Origin of the sequence: Pseudorhodobacter antarcticus (assembly GCF_900110135.1) — a bacterium.
GTDB classification, from domain to species: domain Bacteria; phylum Pseudomonadota; class Alphaproteobacteria; order Rhodobacterales; family Rhodobacteraceae; genus Pseudorhodobacter; species Pseudorhodobacter antarcticus.
Map to the genome: position 1 here is coordinate 21,009 of NZ_FOCO01000019.1, position 21,780 is coordinate 42,788.

The 21,780-nt window shown below is 60.4% G+C and carries 22 protein-coding genes; 9 read left to right on the forward strand and 13 right to left on the reverse strand.

Annotated features, from left to right (window positions below; translation table 11 throughout):
* Positions 1-62: 62 nt before the first annotated feature.
* The 6 genes from BMY36_RS10885 to BMY36_RS10905 all read right to left on the reverse strand — a co-directional run bounded on the left by BMY36_RS10885 (position 63) and on the right by BMY36_RS10905 (position 4,033).
* Positions 63-293, reverse strand: a complete 231-nt coding sequence (locus BMY36_RS10885) for a YMGG-like glycine zipper-containing protein (protein WP_050518563.1) — start codon at positions 291-293, stop codon at positions 63-65.
* Between the two features lie 265 nt (positions 294-558).
* A complete protein-coding gene (locus BMY36_RS10890; RefSeq protein WP_050518564.1) occupies positions 559-957 on the reverse strand; it encodes a hypothetical protein in 399 nt (132 codons plus the stop codon).
* A gap of 81 nt (positions 958-1,038) precedes the next feature.
* On the reverse strand, positions 1,039-1,182 hold the full coding sequence (locus tag BMY36_RS19910; RefSeq protein WP_175469285.1) for a hypothetical protein: 144 nt from the start codon (positions 1,180-1,182) through the stop codon (positions 1,039-1,041).
* Positions 1,183-1,396: 214 nt separating this feature from the next.
* Positions 1,397-1,732, reverse strand: coding sequence for a DUF6497 family protein (locus BMY36_RS10895; RefSeq protein ID WP_050518565.1), 336 nt, complete (start codon positions 1,730-1,732; stop codon positions 1,397-1,399).
* Complete coding sequence (locus BMY36_RS10900) at positions 1,729-2,487, reverse strand: class I SAM-dependent methyltransferase (protein ID WP_050518566.1); 759 nt, start codon at positions 2,485-2,487, stop codon at positions 1,729-1,731. Before BMY36_RS10900 ends, BMY36_RS10895 begins: the two co-directional genes overlap by 4 nt.
* A gap of 19 nt (positions 2,488-2,506) precedes the next feature.
* Positions 2,507-4,033 (reverse strand): acyl-CoA carboxylase subunit beta, encoded by a 1,527-nt coding sequence (locus BMY36_RS10905; protein ID WP_050518674.1) that lies wholly within the window; start codon positions 4,031-4,033, stop codon positions 2,507-2,509.
* Between the two features lie 178 nt (positions 4,034-4,211).
* Here BMY36_RS10905 and BMY36_RS10910 point away from each other — a divergent pair, with 178 nt between their 5' ends.
* Together BMY36_RS10910 and BMY36_RS10915 are read left to right on the forward strand one after the other, a co-directional pair.
* The gene (locus tag BMY36_RS10910; RefSeq protein WP_050518567.1) at positions 4,212-5,429 is read left to right on the forward strand and encodes a multidrug effflux MFS transporter; all 1,218 of its coding nucleotides are present in this window, start codon (positions 4,212-4,214) and stop codon (positions 5,427-5,429) included.
* A gap of 65 nt (positions 5,430-5,494) precedes the next feature.
* The gene (locus tag BMY36_RS10915) at positions 5,495-6,892 is read left to right on the forward strand and encodes a helix-turn-helix domain-containing protein (RefSeq protein ID WP_050518568.1); all 1,398 of its coding nucleotides are present in this window, start codon (positions 5,495-5,497) and stop codon (positions 6,890-6,892) included.
* Here BMY36_RS10915 and BMY36_RS10920 read toward each other — a convergent pair.
* The 5 genes from BMY36_RS10920 to betI form a co-directional block, all read right to left on the reverse strand.
* A complete protein-coding gene (locus BMY36_RS10920; RefSeq protein WP_050518569.1) occupies positions 6,889-7,125 on the reverse strand; it encodes an HP1242/YdcH family protein in 237 nt (78 codons plus the stop codon). The genes BMY36_RS10915 and BMY36_RS10920 overlap by 4 nt on opposite strands.
* Before the next feature lie 87 nt (positions 7,126-7,212).
* Positions 7,213-7,860: a thermonuclease family protein gene (locus BMY36_RS10925; RefSeq protein ID WP_050518570.1), complete on the reverse strand. Its 648-nt coding sequence runs from the start codon at positions 7,858-7,860 to the stop codon at positions 7,213-7,215.
* Between the two features lie 81 nt (positions 7,861-7,941).
* Entirely contained in the window at positions 7,942-9,588 is a 1,647-nt protein-coding gene (gene betA, locus BMY36_RS10930) for a choline dehydrogenase (RefSeq protein WP_050518675.1), read from the reverse strand.
* Between the two features lie 21 nt (positions 9,589-9,609).
* The gene (betB, locus tag BMY36_RS10935; RefSeq protein ID WP_050518571.1) at positions 9,610-11,052 is read right to left on the reverse strand and encodes a betaine-aldehyde dehydrogenase; all 1,443 of its coding nucleotides are present in this window, start codon (positions 11,050-11,052) and stop codon (positions 9,610-9,612) included.
* A complete protein-coding gene (betI, locus tag BMY36_RS10940; protein WP_139194012.1) occupies positions 11,049-11,636 on the reverse strand; it encodes a transcriptional regulator BetI in 588 nt (195 codons plus the stop codon). The genes betB and betI overlap by 4 nt, the downstream gene beginning before the upstream one ends.
* Positions 11,637-11,717: 81 nt before the next feature.
* Between betI and choX the strand changes: the two genes are divergently transcribed.
* The 3 genes from choX to choV are packed head-to-tail and all read left to right on the forward strand — an operon-like array spanning position 11,718 to position 14,588.
* On the forward strand, positions 11,718-12,650 hold the full coding sequence (choX, locus tag BMY36_RS10945; RefSeq protein ID WP_050518572.1) for a choline ABC transporter substrate-binding protein: 933 nt from the start codon (positions 11,718-11,720) through the stop codon (positions 12,648-12,650).
* Between the two features lie 52 nt (positions 12,651-12,702).
* On the forward strand, positions 12,703-13,548 hold the full coding sequence (choW, locus tag BMY36_RS10950) for a choline ABC transporter permease subunit (RefSeq protein ID WP_050518573.1): 846 nt from the start codon (positions 12,703-12,705) through the stop codon (positions 13,546-13,548).
* Positions 13,545-14,588: a choline ABC transporter ATP-binding protein gene (gene choV, locus BMY36_RS10955; protein ID WP_050518574.1), complete on the forward strand. Its 1,044-nt coding sequence runs from the start codon at positions 13,545-13,547 to the stop codon at positions 14,586-14,588. Before choW ends, choV begins: the two co-directional genes overlap by 4 nt.
* Positions 14,589-14,673: 85 nt before the next feature.
* Here the strand turns inward: choV and topA are convergent, their stop codons facing one another.
* Together topA and dprA are read right to left on the reverse strand one after the other, a co-directional pair.
* Positions 14,674-17,448: a type I DNA topoisomerase gene (gene topA / locus BMY36_RS10960; RefSeq protein WP_050518575.1), complete on the reverse strand. Its 2,775-nt coding sequence runs from the start codon at positions 17,446-17,448 to the stop codon at positions 14,674-14,676.
* 135 nt (positions 17,449-17,583) lie between these two features.
* Entirely contained in the window at positions 17,584-18,756 is a 1,173-nt protein-coding gene (gene dprA, locus BMY36_RS10965) for a DNA-processing protein DprA (protein ID WP_082224757.1), read from the reverse strand.
* Positions 18,757-18,895: 139 nt separating this feature from the next.
* Between dprA and BMY36_RS10970 the strand changes: the two genes are divergently transcribed.
* The 4 genes from BMY36_RS10970 to BMY36_RS10985 all read left to right on the forward strand — a co-directional run bounded on the left by BMY36_RS10970 (position 18,896) and on the right by BMY36_RS10985 (position 21,769).
* Positions 18,896-19,333, forward strand: coding sequence for a tellurite resistance TerB family protein (locus BMY36_RS10970; RefSeq protein ID WP_050518678.1), 438 nt, complete (start codon positions 18,896-18,898; stop codon positions 19,331-19,333).
* A complete protein-coding gene (locus BMY36_RS10975; RefSeq protein WP_074818718.1) occupies positions 19,330-20,079 on the forward strand; it encodes a phosphate/phosphite/phosphonate ABC transporter substrate-binding protein in 750 nt (249 codons plus the stop codon). Before BMY36_RS10970 ends, BMY36_RS10975 begins: the two co-directional genes overlap by 4 nt.
* Before the next feature lie 115 nt (positions 20,080-20,194).
* Positions 20,195-21,007 carry an ABC transporter ATP-binding protein gene (locus BMY36_RS10980; RefSeq protein ID WP_050518680.1) on the forward strand — a complete coding sequence of 271 codons (813 nt, stop codon included), beginning with the start codon at positions 20,195-20,197 and terminating at the stop codon, positions 21,005-21,007.
* 39 nt (positions 21,008-21,046) lie between these two features.
* Positions 21,047-21,769 carry a transporter substrate-binding domain-containing protein gene (locus BMY36_RS10985; protein ID WP_050518576.1) on the forward strand — a complete coding sequence of 241 codons (723 nt, stop codon included), beginning with the start codon at positions 21,047-21,049 and terminating at the stop codon, positions 21,767-21,769.
* The last annotated feature ends 11 nt before the right edge of the window (positions 21,770-21,780 follow it).

Here is a 21,780-nt window from a genome sequence, read left to right on the forward strand (position 1 = left end):
TTACCCCGAATGGCCTCGTCAGATCGATCACCGCGACAAATCGCAGCGCAGAAATGCTGGTATTAGTTACAAGGCGTAAGGCCCGGCAGGCCACACGACACGCCGCCCGCCAACGCACCAATAAGCGCGCCTTGGGTTTTGCTGCCGCCCGTGGCACTGGCAATAACAGCGCCAGTTGCCGCGCCACCAATGGTGCGCACAGCGGCGTTGTTGACAGGCGAGTTGCTGTTTTGAACGCAGCCCGACAGGGCCAATGCGGCGGCCGCCACGATAAGGAAGGATGATTTACGCATGCTACGAAGCCTCTTTTATGGGTTTTTATTGCGACCAATTCTAACGTCTCTGACGGTAAAAGAAAGGGGGAAATTCCGGCGGCCCGGCGCAACCCCGCCGACCCGCGCAGTTGTGATGCGCGGTGCGCCACCCCGCCCCCCGCCACAACCATACCCTTGATCCCACGCAAAAATCCCGCCCCCAACACCCGGCCAGCCATCGGCACAACGCCCCGCCGAATAGCGGCTTTTGGCCCATCAGATGTGGCGCTGCGCAAGATCATGCCTATTCCTCCTCGTCGCCCCAATCGTCCCAATCGTCCTCCAACGGGGGGGCATCGGGCGCGAACACTTTGGGAAATGACGCCTCGGCGATCTTCACATTGATCTTCAGCATCGCCTCGTAATCCTCAGCGTCAAACGGCTCCTCAGCGGGCACCACCTCACGGCCAAACAGCCACGACAGGCGGCCCGCATCCAGGTTGCCACGTTCAAACGGCTCTTCGCCAAAATGAATCCACAGCGCTTTCATAAAGCCTTCATCGGCCTTACGGTCCACCGCCGCGCGGTCGCGGTATCGTTCACGTTTGATGATTTTGGTCGCCCCGGCCTTGTTGCCCCGGCGGATCACGAACTGGAAATCAGTGGACGGCAACCGCCCCGGAAAGCCACGATGCTTGATCATAACGCACCCCCAATATGGGGCATGCGGCACAGAAAAAGGGCGGGCACGGCGCGCAATGCGCCTTGCACCCGCCCCGCAGTCTTACTTGTATTTGCCGGTGTAAGTTGGCTCAGCCGAAACTGCTGTATCTTCGATATACACAGTTTCAGTTTCTTTTGCGCCGCCGCATGCTGCCAAAAAGGCAAATGTGCAAAGCGCCAGAATTGCTTTCTTGCTCGTGGACATCCTCGTCTCCTAGTTTCTTGTGGGATTGGCCCGCCGGATTGTCCCGTCACGCGTCCCAAATGCGAGATATCGGCCGCTTGGGTTCGGCCTAGGGAAATAATACCCTGCTCCGCAGCTGAAGGACACAAGATATTGTGCAAGTTATCCGTATGTGGCTTGGTTACATCAGCAACCGGCGTATTCCTGCCAACGCCCCCTACATATTGTGTTTTCATCAAAATAGCTCCGATATGCAGGCACCGTCTTGGATCTGGTACGCTTCAAAAAACTGTGTGGCGTCAGGGCTGGCTTCGCCAAACGGCACCTCGATATCCGAAAAAGTCACGACAACCTGGGCGGGCTTGTCCGCGCCAGATTCAATCTGTGGCAATATGATGGTTTCGCACAAATGGCGCATATCAACCGCCGCCACATCATGCGAAACCGCCCCCTCCCCCCGCGCGATTTGCGGCGCAATAAACCGCACGCGCAAAATCAATTCATCGCCTTCCTCCCAGAACATATCCTGCAAGGTAACGACCTGCCCCGATGGCACCTCAAACCCGCTCATGCGCTGGCCTTTCGCAACAGCACGCGCCGCGTTTTGGGTGGCCCCTCAAGGTCACTCACATCGCCAAATTGCGCCAACGCCACCACCTGCGCCTCTGCCGTGCTTTCGCGCAAATCGAAAATCGCAGCCCCGCCGGGCACCAAGGCGCGGTCCAAAAACGGCAAGTACAAATCCACAGGATAATGAAAGCCGCAAGACAGAAAAGACACTGCCAAATCAACAGGCTTGACCGTTTCAGGCGCTTTGGTTTGCGGGTTCACCGTGGTGATTTGCTTGGCCAAAACCCCGTTGGCGCGCAGCAATTCCTTGGCCCGCGACAGGTTGGAATAGGCGGCTCCTTCCTCTTGAAAGCCGAAATGCTTGCGCTCATTGCTTTCCAGATCAATCAGCACCACATCCGCCTTCAAATCCCGCGCCACAAACAGATCGAAAAACCCATAGCCGCAGCCAATATCGGCCACCCGCGTTGGTGCAAGTTCGCGCAGCAATGGTGCAATCTCGCGGTATTCGGCATGGATAACCCCCGCCGCCCGCCGCGCAATTTCAACGCCAAGGCGGTCAAACTCGGCCTCCATCGGGGCCATATCCCCCGCCGCCCACGCCCGGATCACTTGCCCCGACCGTGGCCGATCAAACATCACTTCAGACCGCTGCAAGATGATGTTGATCAAATCTTCACGGTCCAAACAGGACAAATCAAGCGCCACAACGGCCGGATCAGCCGCCTCTTTTGCAATATCAAGGGAAACAGTCATGCGCACTCCGCCTTATGGGTTATAGCGGTATGTTATCGTGCTTTTTCCACGGAGTTGTAAGCTTCTTACCGCGCAAACTTGCAAAAGCCCGTGCCACACGCCGCCGCGTCGAATGGGGCATAATCACTTCGTCGATAAATCCCTTTTCAGCGGCCACAAACGGGTTGGCAAAACGGTCCTCATATTTCGCCGCCAGCGCCGCAATCTCCTCTGCCGATTTGCCGCGGTGGATAATCTCGGTGGCCCCTTTGGCCCCCATCACCGCAATTTCCGCCGTGGGCCAGGCATAGTTGAAATCTGCGCGCAAATGTTTGGACGCCATCACAACATAGGCCCCACCATAGGCTTTGCGCGTGATCACCGTCACTTTCGGCACCGTCGCTTCGCCATAAGCAAACAACAGTTTTGCCCCATGCTTGATCACGCCTGCATGTTCTTGCCCCACACCCGGCAAAAATCCGGGCACATCAACCAGGGTCAAAATCGGAATTTCAAACGCATCACAAAACCGCACAAACCGCGCGGCCTTGCGGCTGCTGTCAATGTCCAAACACCCCGCCAAAACCGTGGGCTGGTTGGCCACAACCCCCACTGTCTGCCCTTCCAACCGAATAAACCCGGTCAGAATGTTGCCCGCAAACGCCGCTTGAATCTCGAAAAAATCGGCCTCATCCGCCAGCTTCAGGATCAATTCCTTCATATCATACGGCTGGTTCGGGTTGTCGGGGATCAGCGTATCAAGGCTCATCTCCACCCGCGCGGGGTCATCGAAAAACGGTCGCACAGGCGCGCGGTCGCGGTTTGACATCGGCAAAAAGTCGATCAAACGCCGCGTTTCCGCCAGCGCCTCCACATCATTCTCATAGGCTCCATCGGCAACGCTGGATTTGTTGGTATGGGTCAATGCCCCGCCCAATTCCTCGGCGGTCACCACCTCATTGGTCACCGTTTTCACCACATCTGGGCCCGTGACAAACATGTATGAACTGTCTTTGACCATGAAAATAAAGTCGGTCATGGCGGGCGAATACACCGCCCCCCCCGCGCACGGCCCCATGATCAAACTAATCTGCGGCACCACACCGCTGGCCATGATGTTGCGCTGAAACACCTCGCCATACGCCGCCAAACTCGCCACCCCCTCTTGGATGCGCGCGCCGCCGGAATCGTCCATCCCAATGATCGGCGCGCCGTTTTGCATCGCCATGTCCATAATTTTGCAAATCTTTTGCCCGTGGGTTTCCGAAACAGACCCCCCCATCACCGTAAAATCCTGCGAAAATACATAGACCATGCGCCCGTTCACCGTGCCCCAGCCCGTCACCACGCCGTCCCCCGCAGGCCGCTCTTTTTCCATCCCGAAATCGGTGCAGCGATGCGCCACAAACATGTCAAACTCCTCGAACGATCCCTCGTCCAACAGCAGTTCAATCCGTTCGCGCGCGGTCAGCTTGCCTTTGGAATGTTGCGCCTCAATCCGGCGCGCACCGCCACCCAGACGGGCCACAGCACGGCGGTCCTCCAGCTCTTGCAGGATATCTTTCATGGCAAGCCCCTCCTCAAATTTGCCCAACCCTATCCACTTACACCCCACCCGAAAAGCGAATTTCGGAAAATTTGCAAAGTCTTGCAGGCCATATTCCTGCAAATTGCAACCATCGCAAACAGCCCGCCGTCGCATTTCGCCAATGGACAGCCCACACCGAACCGCTTATCCCTTTCCCATGACCACAAAACCGATTGTCCGCTACCTAGACCGGACCACCGCCCCGCACATCACCACACTCGTCTTGATCGCCGGCATCGCCGCGATGTCGCTCAATGTGTTTTTGCCCTCGCTCCCCTCGATGGCCGCTTATTTCGGCGTCGATTACGCGGTGATGCAGCTTTCCTTGTCGCTTTACCTCGGGGCCACCGCCCTTTTGCAACTCTTTGTCGGCCCCATATCCGATAGGTTCGGCCGCCGCCCCGTCATGCTCGCCGCCGCCGCAATCTTTACGTTTGCCAGCCTCGGCACGCTGATTGCGCCCAATTACGGCGTTTTCCTTGCCTGCCGCCTTATCCAAGCCGTCATCGCCGCAGGCTTCGTGCTGTCGCGCGCCGCCGTCCGCGATATGGTCCCCCAAGATCAGGCCGCCTCGATGATCGGCTACGTCTCCATGGGCATGGCGCTGGTGCCCATGATCGCCCCCATGGTCGGCGGCGCCTTGGATGAGGCGTTTGGCTGGCGCGCCTCCTTCTTCATGCTCGCCGTGTCCGGCGCCGCACTTTTTTGGCTGATCTGGGCCGATATGGGCGAAACCGCAAAAACCCGCGCCACCAGCTTCACCGCACAATTTCGCCAATACCCGCAGCTTTTCGCCTCGCAACGGTTTTGGGGCTATTGCCTCTCGGCGGGCTTCGCCTCAGGCGCTTTTTTCGCCTATCTCGGCGGCGCGCCCTATGTTGCCACCACGTTTTACGCGATGAACGCCGCCACGCTTGGCTTTTACTTCGGCGCGCCCGCATTGGGGTATATGGCGGGCAATTTCATCTCTGGCCGCTATTCCGTGCGCTACGGCATCAACCGCATGATCATGGCGGGCGCGCTGACCTCCAGCCTTGGCATGGGCCTTCTTACCCTGCTCGCCATGGTCGATCTGGCAGGCCCCACCGCGTTTTTCGGGCTGATGATCTTTGTCGGCATCGGCAACGGCCTGCTCACCCCGTCGGCCAACGCAGGCATGCTGTCGGTCCGCCCCGAACTTGCAGGTTCCGCCGCAGGGCTTGGCGGCTCATTCATGATCGCGGTCGGTGCTTGCCTCTCTGCGCTCGCAGGCTTGCTCCTCGGCCCCACCACTGGCCCGATGCCCTTGATTTTGCTTATGCTTTTGTCCTCTCTCGCCGCCATCGCTTGCGTGTTTTGGGTCAAACGCCGGGAAAGGCAAGTGGGCGCTGCCTAACGCCCCCCTCTTGACGGCCCAACTTTGCAAAGCCACGGTAAACTTTGCAAATTAAAGGGCATCACATGGCCACCCAAAAACTCTATGCCGGGGCAAAACTACGCGAATTGCGCGGCCGCGTGCGGCTCACGCAAAAGGCGTTTGCGCTGAAACTTGGCGTGTCCCTGCCCTATCTCAACCAAATGGAAAACAACAATCGGCCCATTTCGGCGGGCGTGGTCCTCGCCCTCGCTTCCGAATTTGGCCTCGATGTCACCGAACTCACCACGGGTGACGCCGAACGCATCGTCACCGACATGCGCGAGGCGTTGGCAGACCCTGTGTTCACCGCACAGCCCCCAGTGGCCGATCTGCGCCTCGCCGCCTCCAACGCCCCCGCCTTGGCCCGCGCTTTCCTTGATCTGCACCGCGCCTACCGCCAAAGCCATGAACGCCTCGCCAGTCTGGATGAGGCGTTGGGCCGCGACGGCACCCCCCTCGCCCCCAGCCCGTGGGAGGAGGTTCGCGATTTCTTTCACTATTGCGACAATTACATCGACGCGATCGACCACGCCGCTGAACATTACGCCACCGCCCAAGGGCCCGATATTGCAATTGAAACCACTGCCCTCGCCACCCTCGCGCGCCTTAACATAAATGTGTCCTTATCGAACACCACCGATCTGCGCCACTTTGATCCGCAAACCAATCACCTCGCGCTGTCGGGCCGCGTCACCGCCACCACCCGCCGCTTTCAACTGTTGCATCAGGTGGCCCTGCTCACCCAAAATGACTTGCTAGAGGCGACGCTGGATCTCGCTCAATTCCACAGCCCCGCCGCGCGCAGCATCGCCAAAATCGGCCTCGCCAACTATTTTGCGGGTGCGGCCCTGATGCCCTACACCGCCTTTCTGGCCGCCGCTGATGCGCAGCGCCACGATCTGGAACGGCTCGCGGACATTTTCGACACCTCCATCGAACAGGTCGCCCACCGCCTTTCTACCCTGCAACGTCCCGGCGCAAAGGGCGTGCCATTTTTCTTCGTCCGCGTGGACCAAGCGGGCACTGTCACCAAACGCCACTCCGCCACCAAGTTTCAATTCGCGCGATTCGGTGGGGCCTGCCCCTTGTGGAACGTCCACCAAGCCTTTGAATTGCCCGGACGTTTCTTGCGCCAACTCGCCGAAACCCCCGACGGTGTGCGCTACGTCTGTCTTGCGCGCGACGTGTCAAAATCCGGTGGCGCGTTCGGGGCCCCCGTGCGCCGCTACGCCATCGGCCTTGGCGTCGAGATCGCCCATGCTGATCGTTTGGTCTACGCCGATGGTCTTGATCTGCGCGGCAGGTTTGAACCCATCGGCATTTCCTGCCGCATCTGCGAACGCCCCGATTGTCACCAACGCTCCGTCCCACCGTTGGAAAAGCGCCTGTCCGTGGATCCAGACAGGCGCGGCGTTATCCCCTACGACATCAACCCGGCCTAGGCGCGCAGCATCGCCGCAACCTCATCCTTCAGACGCGCGCGCGTCTGGCGCAGCGCGTTTTGATGCGCATCACCCGTCGGCTCCACATCAGTTTCCGCCCGATGCACCGCCCGATTGACCGAGTGATATTCGTCAAAAATCTTGGCAAAATGCGCGTTATCCAGTTTCATCTGGTGCATTTTCTCCACGTCGGCCGGAAATTCCTCGGCCAGTTCATGCGGTGTGTTCGACATCCAATGCGCTCCTTTTTGCTGCGTATAACAACAGCATAGCGCGAAACCACAACCGCCGCCTTGACCCGGATCAAGTGGCGCACCGCCCTAACGCCGCGCCGCCCTAAATCCCGCAGCCCGCGCCTCTGCCGCGCTGCAAAAATACGCCTCGCCCTTGGCCACAGACACCCGCGTGGCCGCATAATCGCGCTGCCCCGGCATATGGTAAATCCGCACACCCTTGGCGTTGATATTGCCCTTGATCTGGCAGCCCTGCGGCGCAGGACCGCGCTTGGCCACCTTGCGGTATTCGCCCGGCGCTGTCACCGCCCCCGACCAAATCCCCCGCGCCTGCGCCTTCGCATCACGCTCCAACCCAATGTAATCGCGCGAATATTTGGCATAGGCTGTCGCGGCCCCCGCCTGCACCATCGCAGCCCCCACATCGCGCCCCGACACCGCACAGCGCGCCACGGTCCGGCCATAGCGGTCCGTATCCACCGCCTCGCAGGCCAGCACACCGCGCCCGACAATGCCCGCCAAAACCTCCGCCGCCCATGCGCCGCACGCCCAATCGCGCCCCGACGCATCGCACCGCTGCGCCAGCTCCGGGGCGTCAATTCCAAACAGCCGAACCCGTTCGCCCGCGATCACCAAACTGTCGCCATCCGTCACCCGCGCCTGCCCCGAAAGGGTCAACGCCGCAGCCGGACCTGCCAACAATAACAGAACAAGGGTGGAACGAATGATTAACATACGCCCGTTTTGCCGTCGAATCGGCCCTTCAGGCAAGCGTTTTGTTAACTATTGGTTAACCATTATTAACGAACACCCACATTATCGCTGCCGCTCCTGCCAATCCTGCGCCATCTCTGGCCCCAAATTTAGCGGTGCAAGCGGTGCGCGCCCCAAGATATGGTCGGCCGCCTTCTCGCCCACCATAATCGACGGGCCGTTCAAGTTGCCATTGGTAATGCGCGGGAAAATTGAGCTATCGGCCAGCCGCAGCCCCGCCACCCCAATCACCCGGCACTCCGCATCCACCACCGCCATCGGGTCGTCGCGCCGCCCCATCCGCGCCGTTCCACATGGGTGGTATGCACTTTCCGCATGTTCGCGAATAAAATCATCAATCTGCGCATCCGTTTGCACGTCCGCCCCGGGTTGGATTTCATGCTTCACAAACGGCGCCATCGCCTCTTGCGCAAACACCTCGCGCGTCAGGCGAATACAGGCGCGAAAATCCTCCCAATCCTTGGGGTCCGACATATAGTTGAACCGAATAACAGGCTGCGCCGCCGGGTCGTTGGACCGCAGCCGCACCGTGCCCCGAGACGGGCTGCGCATCGGCCCCGTATGCACTTGAAACCCATGCCCCTCCGCACTCACTTTCCCGTCATAACGCACTGCGATCGGCAGGAAATGATATTGAATATCAGGGTATTCCACGCTGTTCTTACTGCGAATAAACCCACACGCTTCAAACTGGTTCGACGCGCCCAAACCCTTGCGCGTGAACAACCACTGCGCCCCAATCAGCGCTTTGCCCAGCAGGTTCCAATGCTTGTACAGCGTGATCGGCTGCTTGCTGGCAAACTGCATATAGACCTCTAGGTGGTCCTGCAAATTGCTGCCCACGCCGGGTCTGTCCGCCACCACCGCAATCCCATGTTCGGCCAAATGCGCCGCCGGTCCAATCCCCGACAGCATCAACAATTTCGGAGAATTAAGGCTGCTGGCGGCCAAAATCACCTCAGCATCCGCGCGAATCACCTCCACCTTGCCGCCGCGCGCAACCTCCACGCCCACCGCACGCCCGCCTTCAATCACCACTTTTTGCGCCAGCCCGCGCACCACGCGCACGTTGCCCGACTTGATCGCAGGCTTCAAATAGGCGTTTGCTGCAGACCAGCGCTGGCCTTTGTAAATCGTCGCCTCCATCGCGCCAAAACCTTCTTGCGCGGCCCCGTTGTAGTCGGGCGTGACCGGGTATCCCGCCTGCTGCCCCGCCGAAATAAAGGCGTCGAACAAGGGGTTATCGCGCGGTCCTCGTGTGATGTGTAGCGGGCCATCCGTACCGCGATAATCGGACTCGCCACCGTGCCAATGCTCCATCCGCTTGAAATACGGCAGCACATCGGCATAGGCCCAACCATCCGCCCCCGCCTCCGCCCAATGGTCAAAATCATGGGCATGACCGCGCACATAAACCATGCCATTGATGCTGGATGACCCGCCAATCACCTTGCCGCGCGGCGTCACCAGTGACCGCCCGCCCAAATGCGGCTCAGGTTCGGACGACATGCCCCAATCATACATCGGCATGTTCATCGGGTACGACAGCGCGGCCGGCATCTGAATAAATGGCCCCACATCGGTGCCACCAAATTCAATCACAATCACCGATTTGCCAGCAGCCCCAAGGCGGTACGCCATCGCGCACCCAGCGCTGCCCGCGCCCACAATTACATAATCTGCCTGCATCATCGCGCCCACACTTCAGTTTCAATACGGCGCATCGACAGGCCCCATACCGACATAAACGCTTTTAATCTGGCTGTAATAGTCCAGCGCGGCCTTGCCGTTTTCACGCCCCACGCCCGACAGTTTCACCCCACCAAAGGGCATTTCAACCGGCGTCAAATTATAGGTGTTGATCCAGCACGTCCCCGCCTGCAACGCCCCAATCACCCGGTGCGCGCGCGTCAAATCGGCGGTAAACACGCCCGCCGCAAGGCCAAAGTCCGTATGATTAGAACGGCTTACAACCTCATCTTCATCTGAAAACTCAAGAACAGCCATCACCGGGCCAAACACCTCCTCGCGGGCAATCTCCATATCATCGGTCACGCCCGCAAACACCGTCGGCTCCACAAACAACCCATGCCCTTTGCCGCCCGTAACCAACCGCGCACCTTGCGCCACAGCGCGGTCCACAAACCCCATCACCTTTTCGGCCTGCGCGATTGATACCAAAGGCCCCATCTGCGTGGCCATATCCATCGGGTCGCCCAGCACAATCCGTTCGGCCCGCGCGGTCAAGCGGTCCAGAAACGCAGGCAAAATCCCCGATTGCACAAACACCCGCGTCCCATTCGAACACACCTGCCCCGCGGAATAGAAATTGGCCATCATCGCCGCCCCCACCGCACTGTCCAAATCGGCATCATCAAAAATAATCAGCGGCGATTTGCCGCCCAATTCCATCGTCACATGCCGCACGCCCGCCGCCGCCGCCGCATACACCTTGCGCCCCGTCGGCACCGATCCGGTCAGCGACACTTTGGCAACGCGCGCATCCGCAATCAGTGCCGCCCCCACCGCACCGCGCCCTTGCACCACGTTGAACAACCCCGCAGGCAGCCCCGCTTGCATGAAAATTTGCGCCAATTCCAGCGCGCCAAGCGGCGTCACCTCAGAGGGTTTGAAAACCATCGCATTGCCCATCGCCAGCGCGGGCGCCGATTTCCAGCACGCAATCTGGCTTGGGTAATTCCACGCGCCAATCCCCACGCACACCCCCAACGCCTCGCGCAGGGTATAGGCAAAATCGCCACCCAAGGGGATGGTTTCACCCGTCACACTTGGCACCAAACCGCCAAAATACTCCAGCGCATCCGCCCCTGATGGCCAATCGGCCACCAAGGTTTCTTGCAACGGCTTGCCCGTGTCCATCGTTTCCAACCGCGCCAAACGGTCGCCATCCGCGCGAATCAAATCCGCCGCACGCCGCAAAATGCGCCCCCGCTCAATCGGTTTCAACGCCGCCCAGGCGCCCTGCGCCGCCCGCGCCCCTGCCAGCGCCGCCTCAATCACCGCAGGCGTCGCCTCGTGCAGGCGGGCAATCACCGCCCCCGTGGCCGGGTTCACAACGTCCAACGCCGTACCACTGGTGTCTTCCATCCAATTGCCATTCACAAAATGGCTCGCTTTAGGTTGCACGTTCATGCCCCACTCCCCTTGTTCAATTCTGCCGCCAAATAGGCCTGCACCAAATATATCGCCGCCCGGCCATCCGCTGCCCCCGGCCCCAGCGCCTCGCGCAAATAGACCCCATCAATCAACGCGCCCAGCGCGGCCGCCACACCCGGTGCCCGCGCCCCAATCAACGGCCGCAACGCATGGGTCAAATTCGATTGCAACCGCGCTTGATACACCGCCAACAACCGCCGCGCGCCCGGCACCGTCTGCGCCAAAACGTAAAAATTCAGCCACGCACTCACCACCTCACGCCGAAAATTCGCGGGGCTGAACGACGCCAACAAAATCGCATCCAACCGCGCCCGTGGCCCGCCCACAACGCACAACGCGCCCCGCACCTCTGCGCCATACAGCGACAAGATATGCCGCATCGCCGCCAAAAATATCGCCTCCTTGCCACCGAAATAGTGGTGCGCCAGCGCGGTCGACATCCCCGCCCGCTTCGCAATCTGCCCCACCGTCACGTCCAGCGAGCCCGCGCGCCCGATTTCCACAATCGTCGCTTTGACCAAAGCGGTCTTTCGGATAGGCTCCATCCCAAGTTTCGGCATCGCAAACCCCAAATAACTTGCGTTCCGGGCTACCCTGAAGTTTATTGACCCGTCAATCAACAAAAAATCGAAAGGATCACCATGACCCATTTCAAACGCGCGCTCCTTGTCAGCGCCGCCACCCTCGCCCTCGCAGGCACCGCACAAGCCAATTGCGACAAAGTCACATTTTCCGACGTGGGCTGGACCGATATCACCGCCACCACGGCCACCACGACCCTCATCCTCAAGGCCCTTGGGTATGAAACCGATATCAAAGTCCTCTCCGTCCCGGTCACCTACGCCTCTCTCGCCAACGGCGATATCGACGTTTTCCTTGGCAACTGGATGCCCACGATGGAGGCGGACATCGCCGCCTACCGTGACGCGGGCACCGTCGACACCGTGCGCACCAACCTGACCGGCGCGAAATACACGCTGGCCACCAATGCCGCAGGCGTGGCTGCGGGCATCACCGATTTCGCCTCCATCGCGCAGGCGACCGAGGCGCTGGATGGCAAAATCTATGGCATTGAACCGGGCAATGATGGCAACCGCCTCATCCTCGACATGGTCGCCGCCGATACTTTCGGCCTCAAGGCTTTCGACGTCGTCGAATCCTCAGAACAAGGCATGCTGGCGCAGGCCAAACGCGCCGAACAGCGCGGTGAGGCGATTGTGTTCCTCGGCTGGGAACCGCATCCCATGAACGCCAATATCGCCATGACCTACCTGCCCGGCGGCGATGATATCTTTGGCCCCGATCTGGGCGGTGCCACGGTCGCTACCAACACCCGCGCAGGGTACGTCGCGGAATGTGCCAACACGGGCAAGCTGCTGCAAAACCTCGAATTTTCCCTAAAGTTGGAAAATGAGATTATGGGCGCAATCCTTGATGATGGCGTCGAACCCGAAGCCGCCGCAAAGGCGTGGCTGGCCGCAAATCCGGGCACGCTAACCGCGTGGCTTGATGGTGTGACCACCCGTGATGGCGGCGACGCAATGGCCGCTGTCACCGCAGCCCTCGCCAACTAAACCAACTCTGGCCCCGGCAAACACCGGGGCCAAACAGCCCAAAAGGCCCTTTATGTCCGCGATCACCGACCAAATCACCGCCGCCAAAATCCCCGTCGGTGACGCCGCCGAAACCGCCGTGACCTGGCTGCAAATCAACGCGGGCTGGCTGTTTGACACCATATCGGACGCGCTGAACGCCCTGATCGACGGCGTGACCTTCAGCATCGAATCCATCGGCCCCATCGGCATGACAATTCTCTTCACCGCCCTCACCTACGCCCTGCAACGCAGCGTCAAACGCTGCCTTATCGTGGCACTCGGGATGCTTTTTATCATCAACCAAGGCTACTGGGACCGCACGATTGAAACCCTCTCGCTCATCCTTGTGTCCTGCATCGTGTGCATGGGCGCGGGCGTGCCTTTGGGCATCGCAACCGCGCGGCGCAAATGGCTTTACACCGTGGTGGAACCCGTGCTGGACCTGATGCAAACCCTGCCGCCCTTCGTCTATCTCATTCCCGCCGTTATCTTTTTCGGGCTTGGTCAGGTTCCCGGCCTCATCGCCACCGTCATTTTCGCCCTGCCCGCCTCCATCCGCCTCACCCATCTCGGCATCTCCTCCACGCCCATGGCATTGACCGAGGCTGCAACCGCCTTTGGCGCCACGCCCATGCAGCGGCTGGTCAAGGTCGAACTCCCCTCCGCCTTTCCGCAAATCATGGTGGGCCTGAACCAAACCATCATGCTGTCGCTGTCGATGGTCGTCATCGCCACCCTTGTGGGCGCAGGCGGCCTTGGCCAACCGGTCCTGAACGGCCTCAACCGAATGCAGCCAGATCTCGGCTTTGAATCCGGATTTGTCATCGTCGCACTCGCCACCATCCTGCGCGTGATGCTGGAGGTGCGCAAAGCATGAACACCCGCCCCCCCCCCCGCACCGCAGTCGAATTTGACCGCGTCTCCATCGTGTTCGGCGACCGCCCCGATCTGGCCCTGCCCCTGATGGACCAAGGGCGAACCCGCAGCGACATCCAATCGGCCACTGCCCAAATCCTCGGCGTCCACGATTGCACGCTGTCGGTTGCGGAAGGTGAGATTCTTGTCCTCATGGGCCTCTCCGGCTCCGGCAAATCCACCCTGCTGCGCGGCGTGAACGGCTTAAACCCCGTGGTGCGCGGCGAGGTCCGCGTGCGCGATGGCGACCACATGACCAGCATCACCAACGCCGACCCCGCCACCCTGCGCCGCTTGCGCCTGTCCAATATCGCGATGGTGTTCCAACAATTCGGCCTGCTGCCGTGGCGCAGCGTGCGCGAGAATGTCGGCCTTGGCCTTGAACTCGCAGGCCAATCCCCCGCCCAACGCACGGTGGCCGTCGATGCGCAACTCGCCCTCGTCAACCTCTCGCAATGGGCCGATCGCAAAGTGGGCGAACTCTCTGGCGGCATGCAGCAACGCGTGGGCCTTGCCCGCGCTTTCGTCACCAACGCGCCGATTTTGCTGATGGATGAGCCCTTCTCCGCGCTGGACCCCCTCATCCGCGCCCACCTCCAAGACGAATTGCTGGAGCTGCAAAAATCCCTGCACCGCACCATCATTTTCGTGTCGCATGATTTGGATGAGGCGTTCAAACTCGGCAACCGCATCGCCCTCATGGACGGTGGCCGCATCGTGCAATGCGGCACCGCCCGCGAAATTATCGCCAACCCGGTGTCCGATTATGTGGCCGATTTTGTTGCCCACATGAACCCCATGGCCGTGCTGACCGCCCGTGATGTGATGCAACCCGGCGATGATGCCGCGCCCCAATCAGTGGACGCAGAAACCCCCGTTTTGCAAATCATGGAAATGATCCGCGACGGGGCCACCACCCTCGCTGTCACCGACGGTGGCGCGCGCATCGGCACCCTGACCCCCGCACATGTCATGGGGCGCTTAGTCAACCCGCGCGGGTAAATCGCATTAAAAAAGGGTTAAGGTTTTTTGCAAACCCTAACCCTTTCAATGTCTTAGCTTGTGCATCGCGCGCGATGCACCCCCCTTATTCCGCGATTTTCTTCGCAGGGGCCTTTTTCACCGCGGCCTTTTTAGCCGGGGCTTTCTCATCCGCCCCATCCTTCGCCACCGCAACTTTCTTGGCCGGGGCTTTTTTCACAGCCGCCTTTTTCGGGGCCGCCTTTTTCACAGCCGCCTTTTTCACAGCCGCCTTTTTCGGGGCCGCCTTCTTGGCCGGGGCCTTTTTCGCCCCCGCTTTCCCCGCCCGTTCGGCCAGCAATTCCAGCGCTTGTTCCACCGAAATATCCGCAGGCTCAATTTCTTTGGGCACCGTCGCGTTCACTTTGCCCCATTTAATATAAGGGCCGTACCGCCCCGGCAAAACCTGCATCACACCCCCTTCCGGATGCTCGCCCAAATCCTTGATCGGCTCCACCGCCACGCGGGCTTTGCTGTATTTATTGGCCAAAACCTCTACCGCGCGGTTCATCCCAATCGTGAAAACCTCCTCCACATCCGGCAGGTTCGCATAGACTTTATTATGCTTCACATAGGGGCCATAGCGGCCAATCGCAGCCTCCACCATCTCACCATCTTCGGGGTGCGGCCCAATCTGGCGCGGCAGTGACAGCAAGGTCAGCGCCTTTTCCAGCGTCATCGCCTCCGGCCCCCAACCTTTGGGCAAGCTGGCACGCGGCGGTTTTGGAACCTCCTCGGTCGCCTCGCCCCGCTGCACATAGGGGCCGAATCGCCCATTTCGCAGACTGATTTGTTCGCCATTATCATCGACGCCCAAAATCTGCCCGTCAGGGGAAATCGCAACCCCTTCATCGCCACCCACCACCGAAATCGGCCGGGTATACCGACATTCAGGATAGCTGCCGCACCCAATAAACGCCCCCCCCGACCGCGCGGTTTTCAGGTGCAAACGCCCCTCACCACAGACTGGACACACCCGTGGGTCCGACCCATCCGCCCGCGCCGGATACAGATGCGGTCCCAAAAACTCGTCAATCTTGGTCAGCACCTCACCAATCCGCAGGTCCGCAGTTTCGGCAATCGCCGCCGAAAAATCGCGCCAAAACCGGGCCAGCACTTCCTTGTAATCCCGCTCGCCCGCCGACACATCATCCAGCTGCCCTTCAAGGTCAGCCGTGAAATCATACTCCACATATTTGCGGAAATAATTCGACAAAAACGCCGTCACCAACCGCCCCTTATCCTCGGGGAACAGCCGGTTTTTATCTTTGCGGACATATTCACGGTCCACAATCGTGGTCATGATCGAGGCATAGGTCGACGGGCGACCAATCCCCAACTCCTCCATCCGCTTGACCAGCGTCGCCTCAGTATAGCGGGGCGGCGGCTGGGTGAAATGCTGCGCACCCAAGACTGATTTGCCCGCGTTGGTCACCGCCGATGCCACGCGCAGCGCAGTCCCTTCAATCACCGCATCGCCGTCCGCGGCCTTCGCAAATGCCTCCGCAAACGCGCCGCCCACAAAATTCGCAGCCTCGCCTTGCATGATCTGCGGCAGGCGGCCCTCATCGCCATCCTCGTCGTCGCGGCCTTCCTCATACAGCTTGAGGAACCCGTCAAACAGCACCACTTGGCCGGTCGCGCGCAAAACCACCTGCGCATCCTTGCTGCCCACATCAACCGTGGTTCGTTCCAACCGCGCGGCGGCCATTTGGCTGGCAATCGTCCGCTTCCAAATCAGGTCGTACAGCTTTTTCTGCTCCCCATCGAGGCGCAGATCATCAGCCGCTTTGTCCATATCGGTGGGGCGAATACATTCATGCGCCTCTTGCGCGTTCTTCGCCTTATTTTTGTAAATCCGCGGGCTGTCTGGCACATATTTATCGCCATAGCGCGACTTGATCGCGCCGCGCGCATCCCCGATCGCCTCAGGCGCCATGTCAATGCCGTCGGTCCGCATATAGGTGATGTGCCCGGCCTCATACAGCCGTTGTGCAGCCCCCATGCATTGCTTGGCGCCCATGCCAAACTTGCGGCTCGCCTCTTGCTGCAGGGTCGATGTCATGAAGGGTGGGGATGGGTTACGCGACGCGGGCTTTGCTTCCACCGACAGCACAGTCAATGTTCGATTTGTGACAGCCTGCACGGCCAAATCGGCAGCTTCAACATTCCCAATGTCAAATTTTTCCAACTTTTTGCCGCCCAGAACAGTCAGCCGCACATCATAATCTTGGCCGCGCGGGGTTTGCAGCCGGGCGTTTACCCCCCAAAATTCGCGGGCGCGAAAGGCCTCAATCTCCATCTCGCGTTCCACGATCAAGCGCAGGCAAACCGATTGTACGCGCCCCGCCGATTTGGCCCCCGGCAATTTGCGCCACAGCACGGGCGACAGCGTGAACCCCACCAAATAGTCCAGCGCGCGGCGCGCAAGATAGGCATCAACCAGCGGCACATCGATCTGGCGCGGGTTTTTCATCGCCTCGGTCACGGCGGCTTTGGTGATAGCGTTGAACGTGACGCGGCTGACCTTGGTGTCGGGCTTGATGCTTTTCACCAGCGCCTCTTGCAGGTGCCACGAAATCGCCTCCCCCTCACGGTCAGGGTCGGTCGCGAGGATCAATTCGTTGTCAGTTTTCATCGCATCCGCAATCGCCTTCAGATGCTTTTTGCTGTCCGCCGCCACTTCCCATTTCATCGCGAAATCGGCTTCGGTATCGACCGATCCATCCTTGGGCGGCAGGTCGCGCACATGGCCAAACGATGCCAGAACGGTGTAATTGGAGCCGAGATATTTGTTGATTGTCTTGGCCTTAGCGGGCGATTCGACGACGACAACAGCCATAAATACCTCTTTCAAAAACCGTTTGTGCTTTAGCGGAGTTAGATGTGGCTGAATGGGGGGCAATGTCAATGGAGCGGGCGCCCAATCGGAAATCGCGCGCCGATTGCCCTAGTGGTCGCCTTGGTTTTAGCGACCTTACACCGCGCGCGACAACAGCCCGCCGGGTTGGCGCAGCACTTTGCCCTCCAGCTCCAGCATCAGCAACTGAGGCGTGATCTGGGCCGGCGGCATCGCCAAATCACGGATCAATTGATCCTCTGCCAAGGGGCTGGGGCCAAGGCGGGCAAGGATTTGGCTGTGCAGGTTGGACATATCCGCCAGCGGACGGCGCGCGGGGACTGGACCCGGAAGCGGGGCGGGATGCGGCACAGGTTGGCGCGGTGGAGCGGCGGCTTGCGGCAAACAGGTGCCAATCGCCTCAATCACATCTGACGATGACCGCACCAAGGTGGCCCCATCGCGGATCAGCATGTTGCACCCCGCCGCGCGGGCATCAAACGGATGGCCGGGCACTGCCAGCACCTCTCGCCCTTGGTCAAGCGCGTTGCGCGCGGTGATCAGGCTGCCAGACCGCGCCGCCGCCTCCACCACCACCACCGCAAGTGACAGCCCAGACACCAACCGATTGCGCAGGGGGAAATGGCGGGCTTGTGGCGCAAGGCCCATCGGTTGTTCCGATATACGGCAGCCTTTGGCGGCAATATCCAGCGCCAATTGCGTATTTTCCTCGGGGTAGATCACATCCACGCCGCCCGCCTGCACCGCCACGGTGCCCAGCGCCAATGCCGCCTTGTGCGCCGCCGCATCAATGCCGCGCGCCAAGCCAGAAATGGTGACAAACCCGCGTTCGCCCAGCGTTTCGGCCAGCCGTGTCGCCATCCGCACTCCAAGGCTGGAGGCGTTGCGCGCCCCCACCATCGCGACGCCGGGCCGGTTCAGCAAGCGAACATCGCCCAGCGCCCAAATCAGGGGCGGCGCATCGTTCAGGTCATAAAGTGCTGTGGGATAAGTCGCCTCCCCCCAGCAGATCATCTGCGCACCCGCAACGCGGCCCAGCATCATTTCATGCTGCGCCACCTCCACCAGGCAAATGCTGTACTGTTCCACCCCAGCGGCCGCCGCAATGTCAGGCAAGGCCAGCAGCGCAGCAGACGCCGTACCATGTTCCGCGATCAGGCGGTGAAAGGTGACAGGCCCCACCCGCCGCGACCGGATCAAGCGCAGCCACGCCAGACGTTCCACCGCCGAGAGATCGGGTTGGCCGGGTTCGGGCCGCGCTGCAACATGATCAAACAGGTCCGAATCCATAGGATGCCTTTTGGTTACCTGCCGTTCACCTTTCCTAAAATGGATTAACAGAAGGTGAATCCCGGTGAAAATCACCCCGCCCCGCAAATTTTTTGCACTGTTGATTGGCAAACGGGCAACAACCGACTATGTCACCACAATGTTTGAAGCACTCCTTCGCCGTTTGACGGCCCCGACCCCAGATCGTTTGGCCGCACCCGACGCCGCTTTGGCACTGGCGGCCTTGTTGGTGCGGCTTGCCCGCGCTGATGGCGACTATGCCCCAAGTGAGGTGGCGCGGATTGACCGGGTTTTGGCCGCGCGCCATGCGCTGTCGCCCAGCGCCGCTGCCCAATTGCGCGCCCAAGCCGAGGTGTTGGAGGCGCAAGCCCCTGACACCGTCCGCTTTACCCGCGCGCTAAAGGATGCGACCGCGTTGGAGGATCGCGCAGAACTGGTGCAGGCCATGTGGTCCGTGGCGCTGGCCGACACCACGCGGGACGCCGCCGAAGATCAGTTGATGCGGCTGGTATCCAACCTTTTGGGGCTGACAGATCAGCAGTCGGCATTGGCCCGGCAAAAGGCTGCGCAAGCGTGATTGCGGCGCTGCCGATGTATGATTTTGAAGATATGACTGCCGCAAATGATGCCTTTTGGGCACAGGTTGCAAATGGGTTGCGCGCTGCGGGCGTGGCAGCACCCGCCCATTTGACGCGCGGCCGGGACCTTTGGGACATCTGGCAATCGCCAGATTTGGTGTTGGCGCAAACCTGTGGCTATCCGTTTCGTGCCCGCCTTGCGCCCCATGTGGGTTTGGTCGGGACGCCCGATTACGCGGTGGAGGGCTGTGCGCCGGGGTATTATTGCAGCCTGTTTATCGCCCGCGCGACGGACCCGCGCAGCGATTTGGCCGCGTTTGACGGCACGCCCTTGGCCTATAATGAAGCGATGTCGCAATCGGGTTGGGCGGCCCCGCAAAACCATGCAGCACAACATGGGCTGCACTTTCCTGCGGGGCCATTGACGGGCGCACACCGCGAAACCGCTTTGGCGATTGCCGATGGCCGCGCCGATCTGGGGGCGGTGGACGCGGTGACCTGGCGGCATTTGCAGCGGGTGGAACCGGCGGTGGCGGGGCTGCGCGTGGTGGCGCGCACCATGCCCACGCCGGGCCTGCCCTTTATCACGGCGCGCCAGAACCCAGCGTGCGTGATTTTTGACGTGTTGGCACAAACCATCGCCGGGCTGCCGCCCGAGATGCGGGCGATTCTGGGCCTGCGCGGTATGGTTGCTATTCCAGCGGCGGAGTATATGGCGGTGCCAAACCCGGCCCCGCCCGCCTGAAACCAGATCGAAACCGCCGGTGACGCAGCGCCCCCTAAGCGTAGTGGGTTGCAAAGCCCGTTTTTTTGCGCCCTAATTTGGCAACACCGCCGCACCCCAAAAGGAAATGCTTGTTGTGACTGCCCAAACCCGCCCTGCGATTGATTCTGGCCTTGATGCCGACAGCGCCATGCCTGTCATTGAAATCCGGGGCTTGCACAAAAGCTATGGCAATTTGGAGGTGCTGAAAGGCATTGATATGGTGGCCCCGCGCGGGCATGTGGTTTCGCTGATCGGATCATCGGGATCGGGAAAATCCACCTTGCTGCGCTGCTGTAATTTGCTGGAGGACAGTCAGGCCGGCACCATCACCTTTGAAGGCGAGGCGGTTGCATGGCGCGGCGAGGGGTTGAAACGCCACCCCGCCGACCGTGCCCAAGTCACCCGTATCCGCACCAATTTGTCGATGGTGTTCCAGCAGTTCAACCTGTGGGCGCATATGACCATCCTGCAAAACGTGATGGAAGCGCCCGTGACCGTGCTGAAACGTGACCCGGCCGAGGTGGCTGAAAAGGCGCGCTATTATTTGGATAAGGTGGGGATTGGCGACAAGGCCGATGCGTGGCCTGCGATGCTGTCGGGCGGCCAACAACAGCGCGCAGCCATTGCGCGCGCGCTGTGCATGGAACCCCGCGCCCTGCTGTTTGACGAACCCACATCCGCTTTGGACCCCGAGTTGGAGCAAGAGGTGGTGCGCGTGATCAAAGCGCTGGCCGAGGAGGGCCGCACGATGTTGCTGGTCACCCATGACATGCGATTGGCCGCCGATGTGTCGGACCATGTCGTGTTCTTGCACCAAGGCCGGACCGAGGAAGAAGGCCCGCCTGACCAATTGTTTGGAAATCCGCAATCGGACCGCTTGCGCGGCTTTATTTCTGCGGGCGGCTAAGGCACAAAGACCTATCAAAAAAACCAACGGGAGACGACAATGAAAAACCTGATCTTGACCACCGCGCTTTTGGCGCTGACTGCCGGTTCTGCAATGGCGCAAACTGTGCGCATGGGCACCGAAGGCGCCTACCCTCCCTACAACTTCATCAACGACAAAGGCGAAGTTGACGGGTTTGAACGCGAGCTGGGCGACAAGCTGTGCGAAATGGCGGCGCTGACCTGCGAATGGGTGACCACCGATTGGGACGGGATTATCCCCAACCTGCAATCTGGCAACTATGACACCATCATCGCGGGCATGAACATCACCGCCGAACGGGCCGAGGTTTTGGCCTTCACCCAAAACTACATCCCGCCCGCAAGCTCTGCCTATATGGCGTTGGATGCGGGCACCGATGTGATGAAGGGCGTGATTGCAGCCCAAACCGGCACAGTGCAGGCCGCACATGTGGCCGCCAGCGGCGCGACCTTGTTGGAATTTGCGACCCCGGATGAAACCGTGGCTGCAATGCGCAACGGTGAAGCGGACGCAGTGTTTGCCGACAAGGATTATCTGGTCCCAATTTTGGACGAATCCGCTGGCAAATTCGCTTGGGCCGGGACCGAAGTGCAGATCGGGGATGGTGTGGGCATGGGCCTGCGCAAATCCGACACCGAATTGGTGGAAAAGTTCAACGCAGGCATCACCGCGATGAAGGCGGACGGATCGTTGAACACCCTGATCACCAAGTGGTTTGGCGAAAAAGCAGTGACGTTTTGATCTGATCTAAA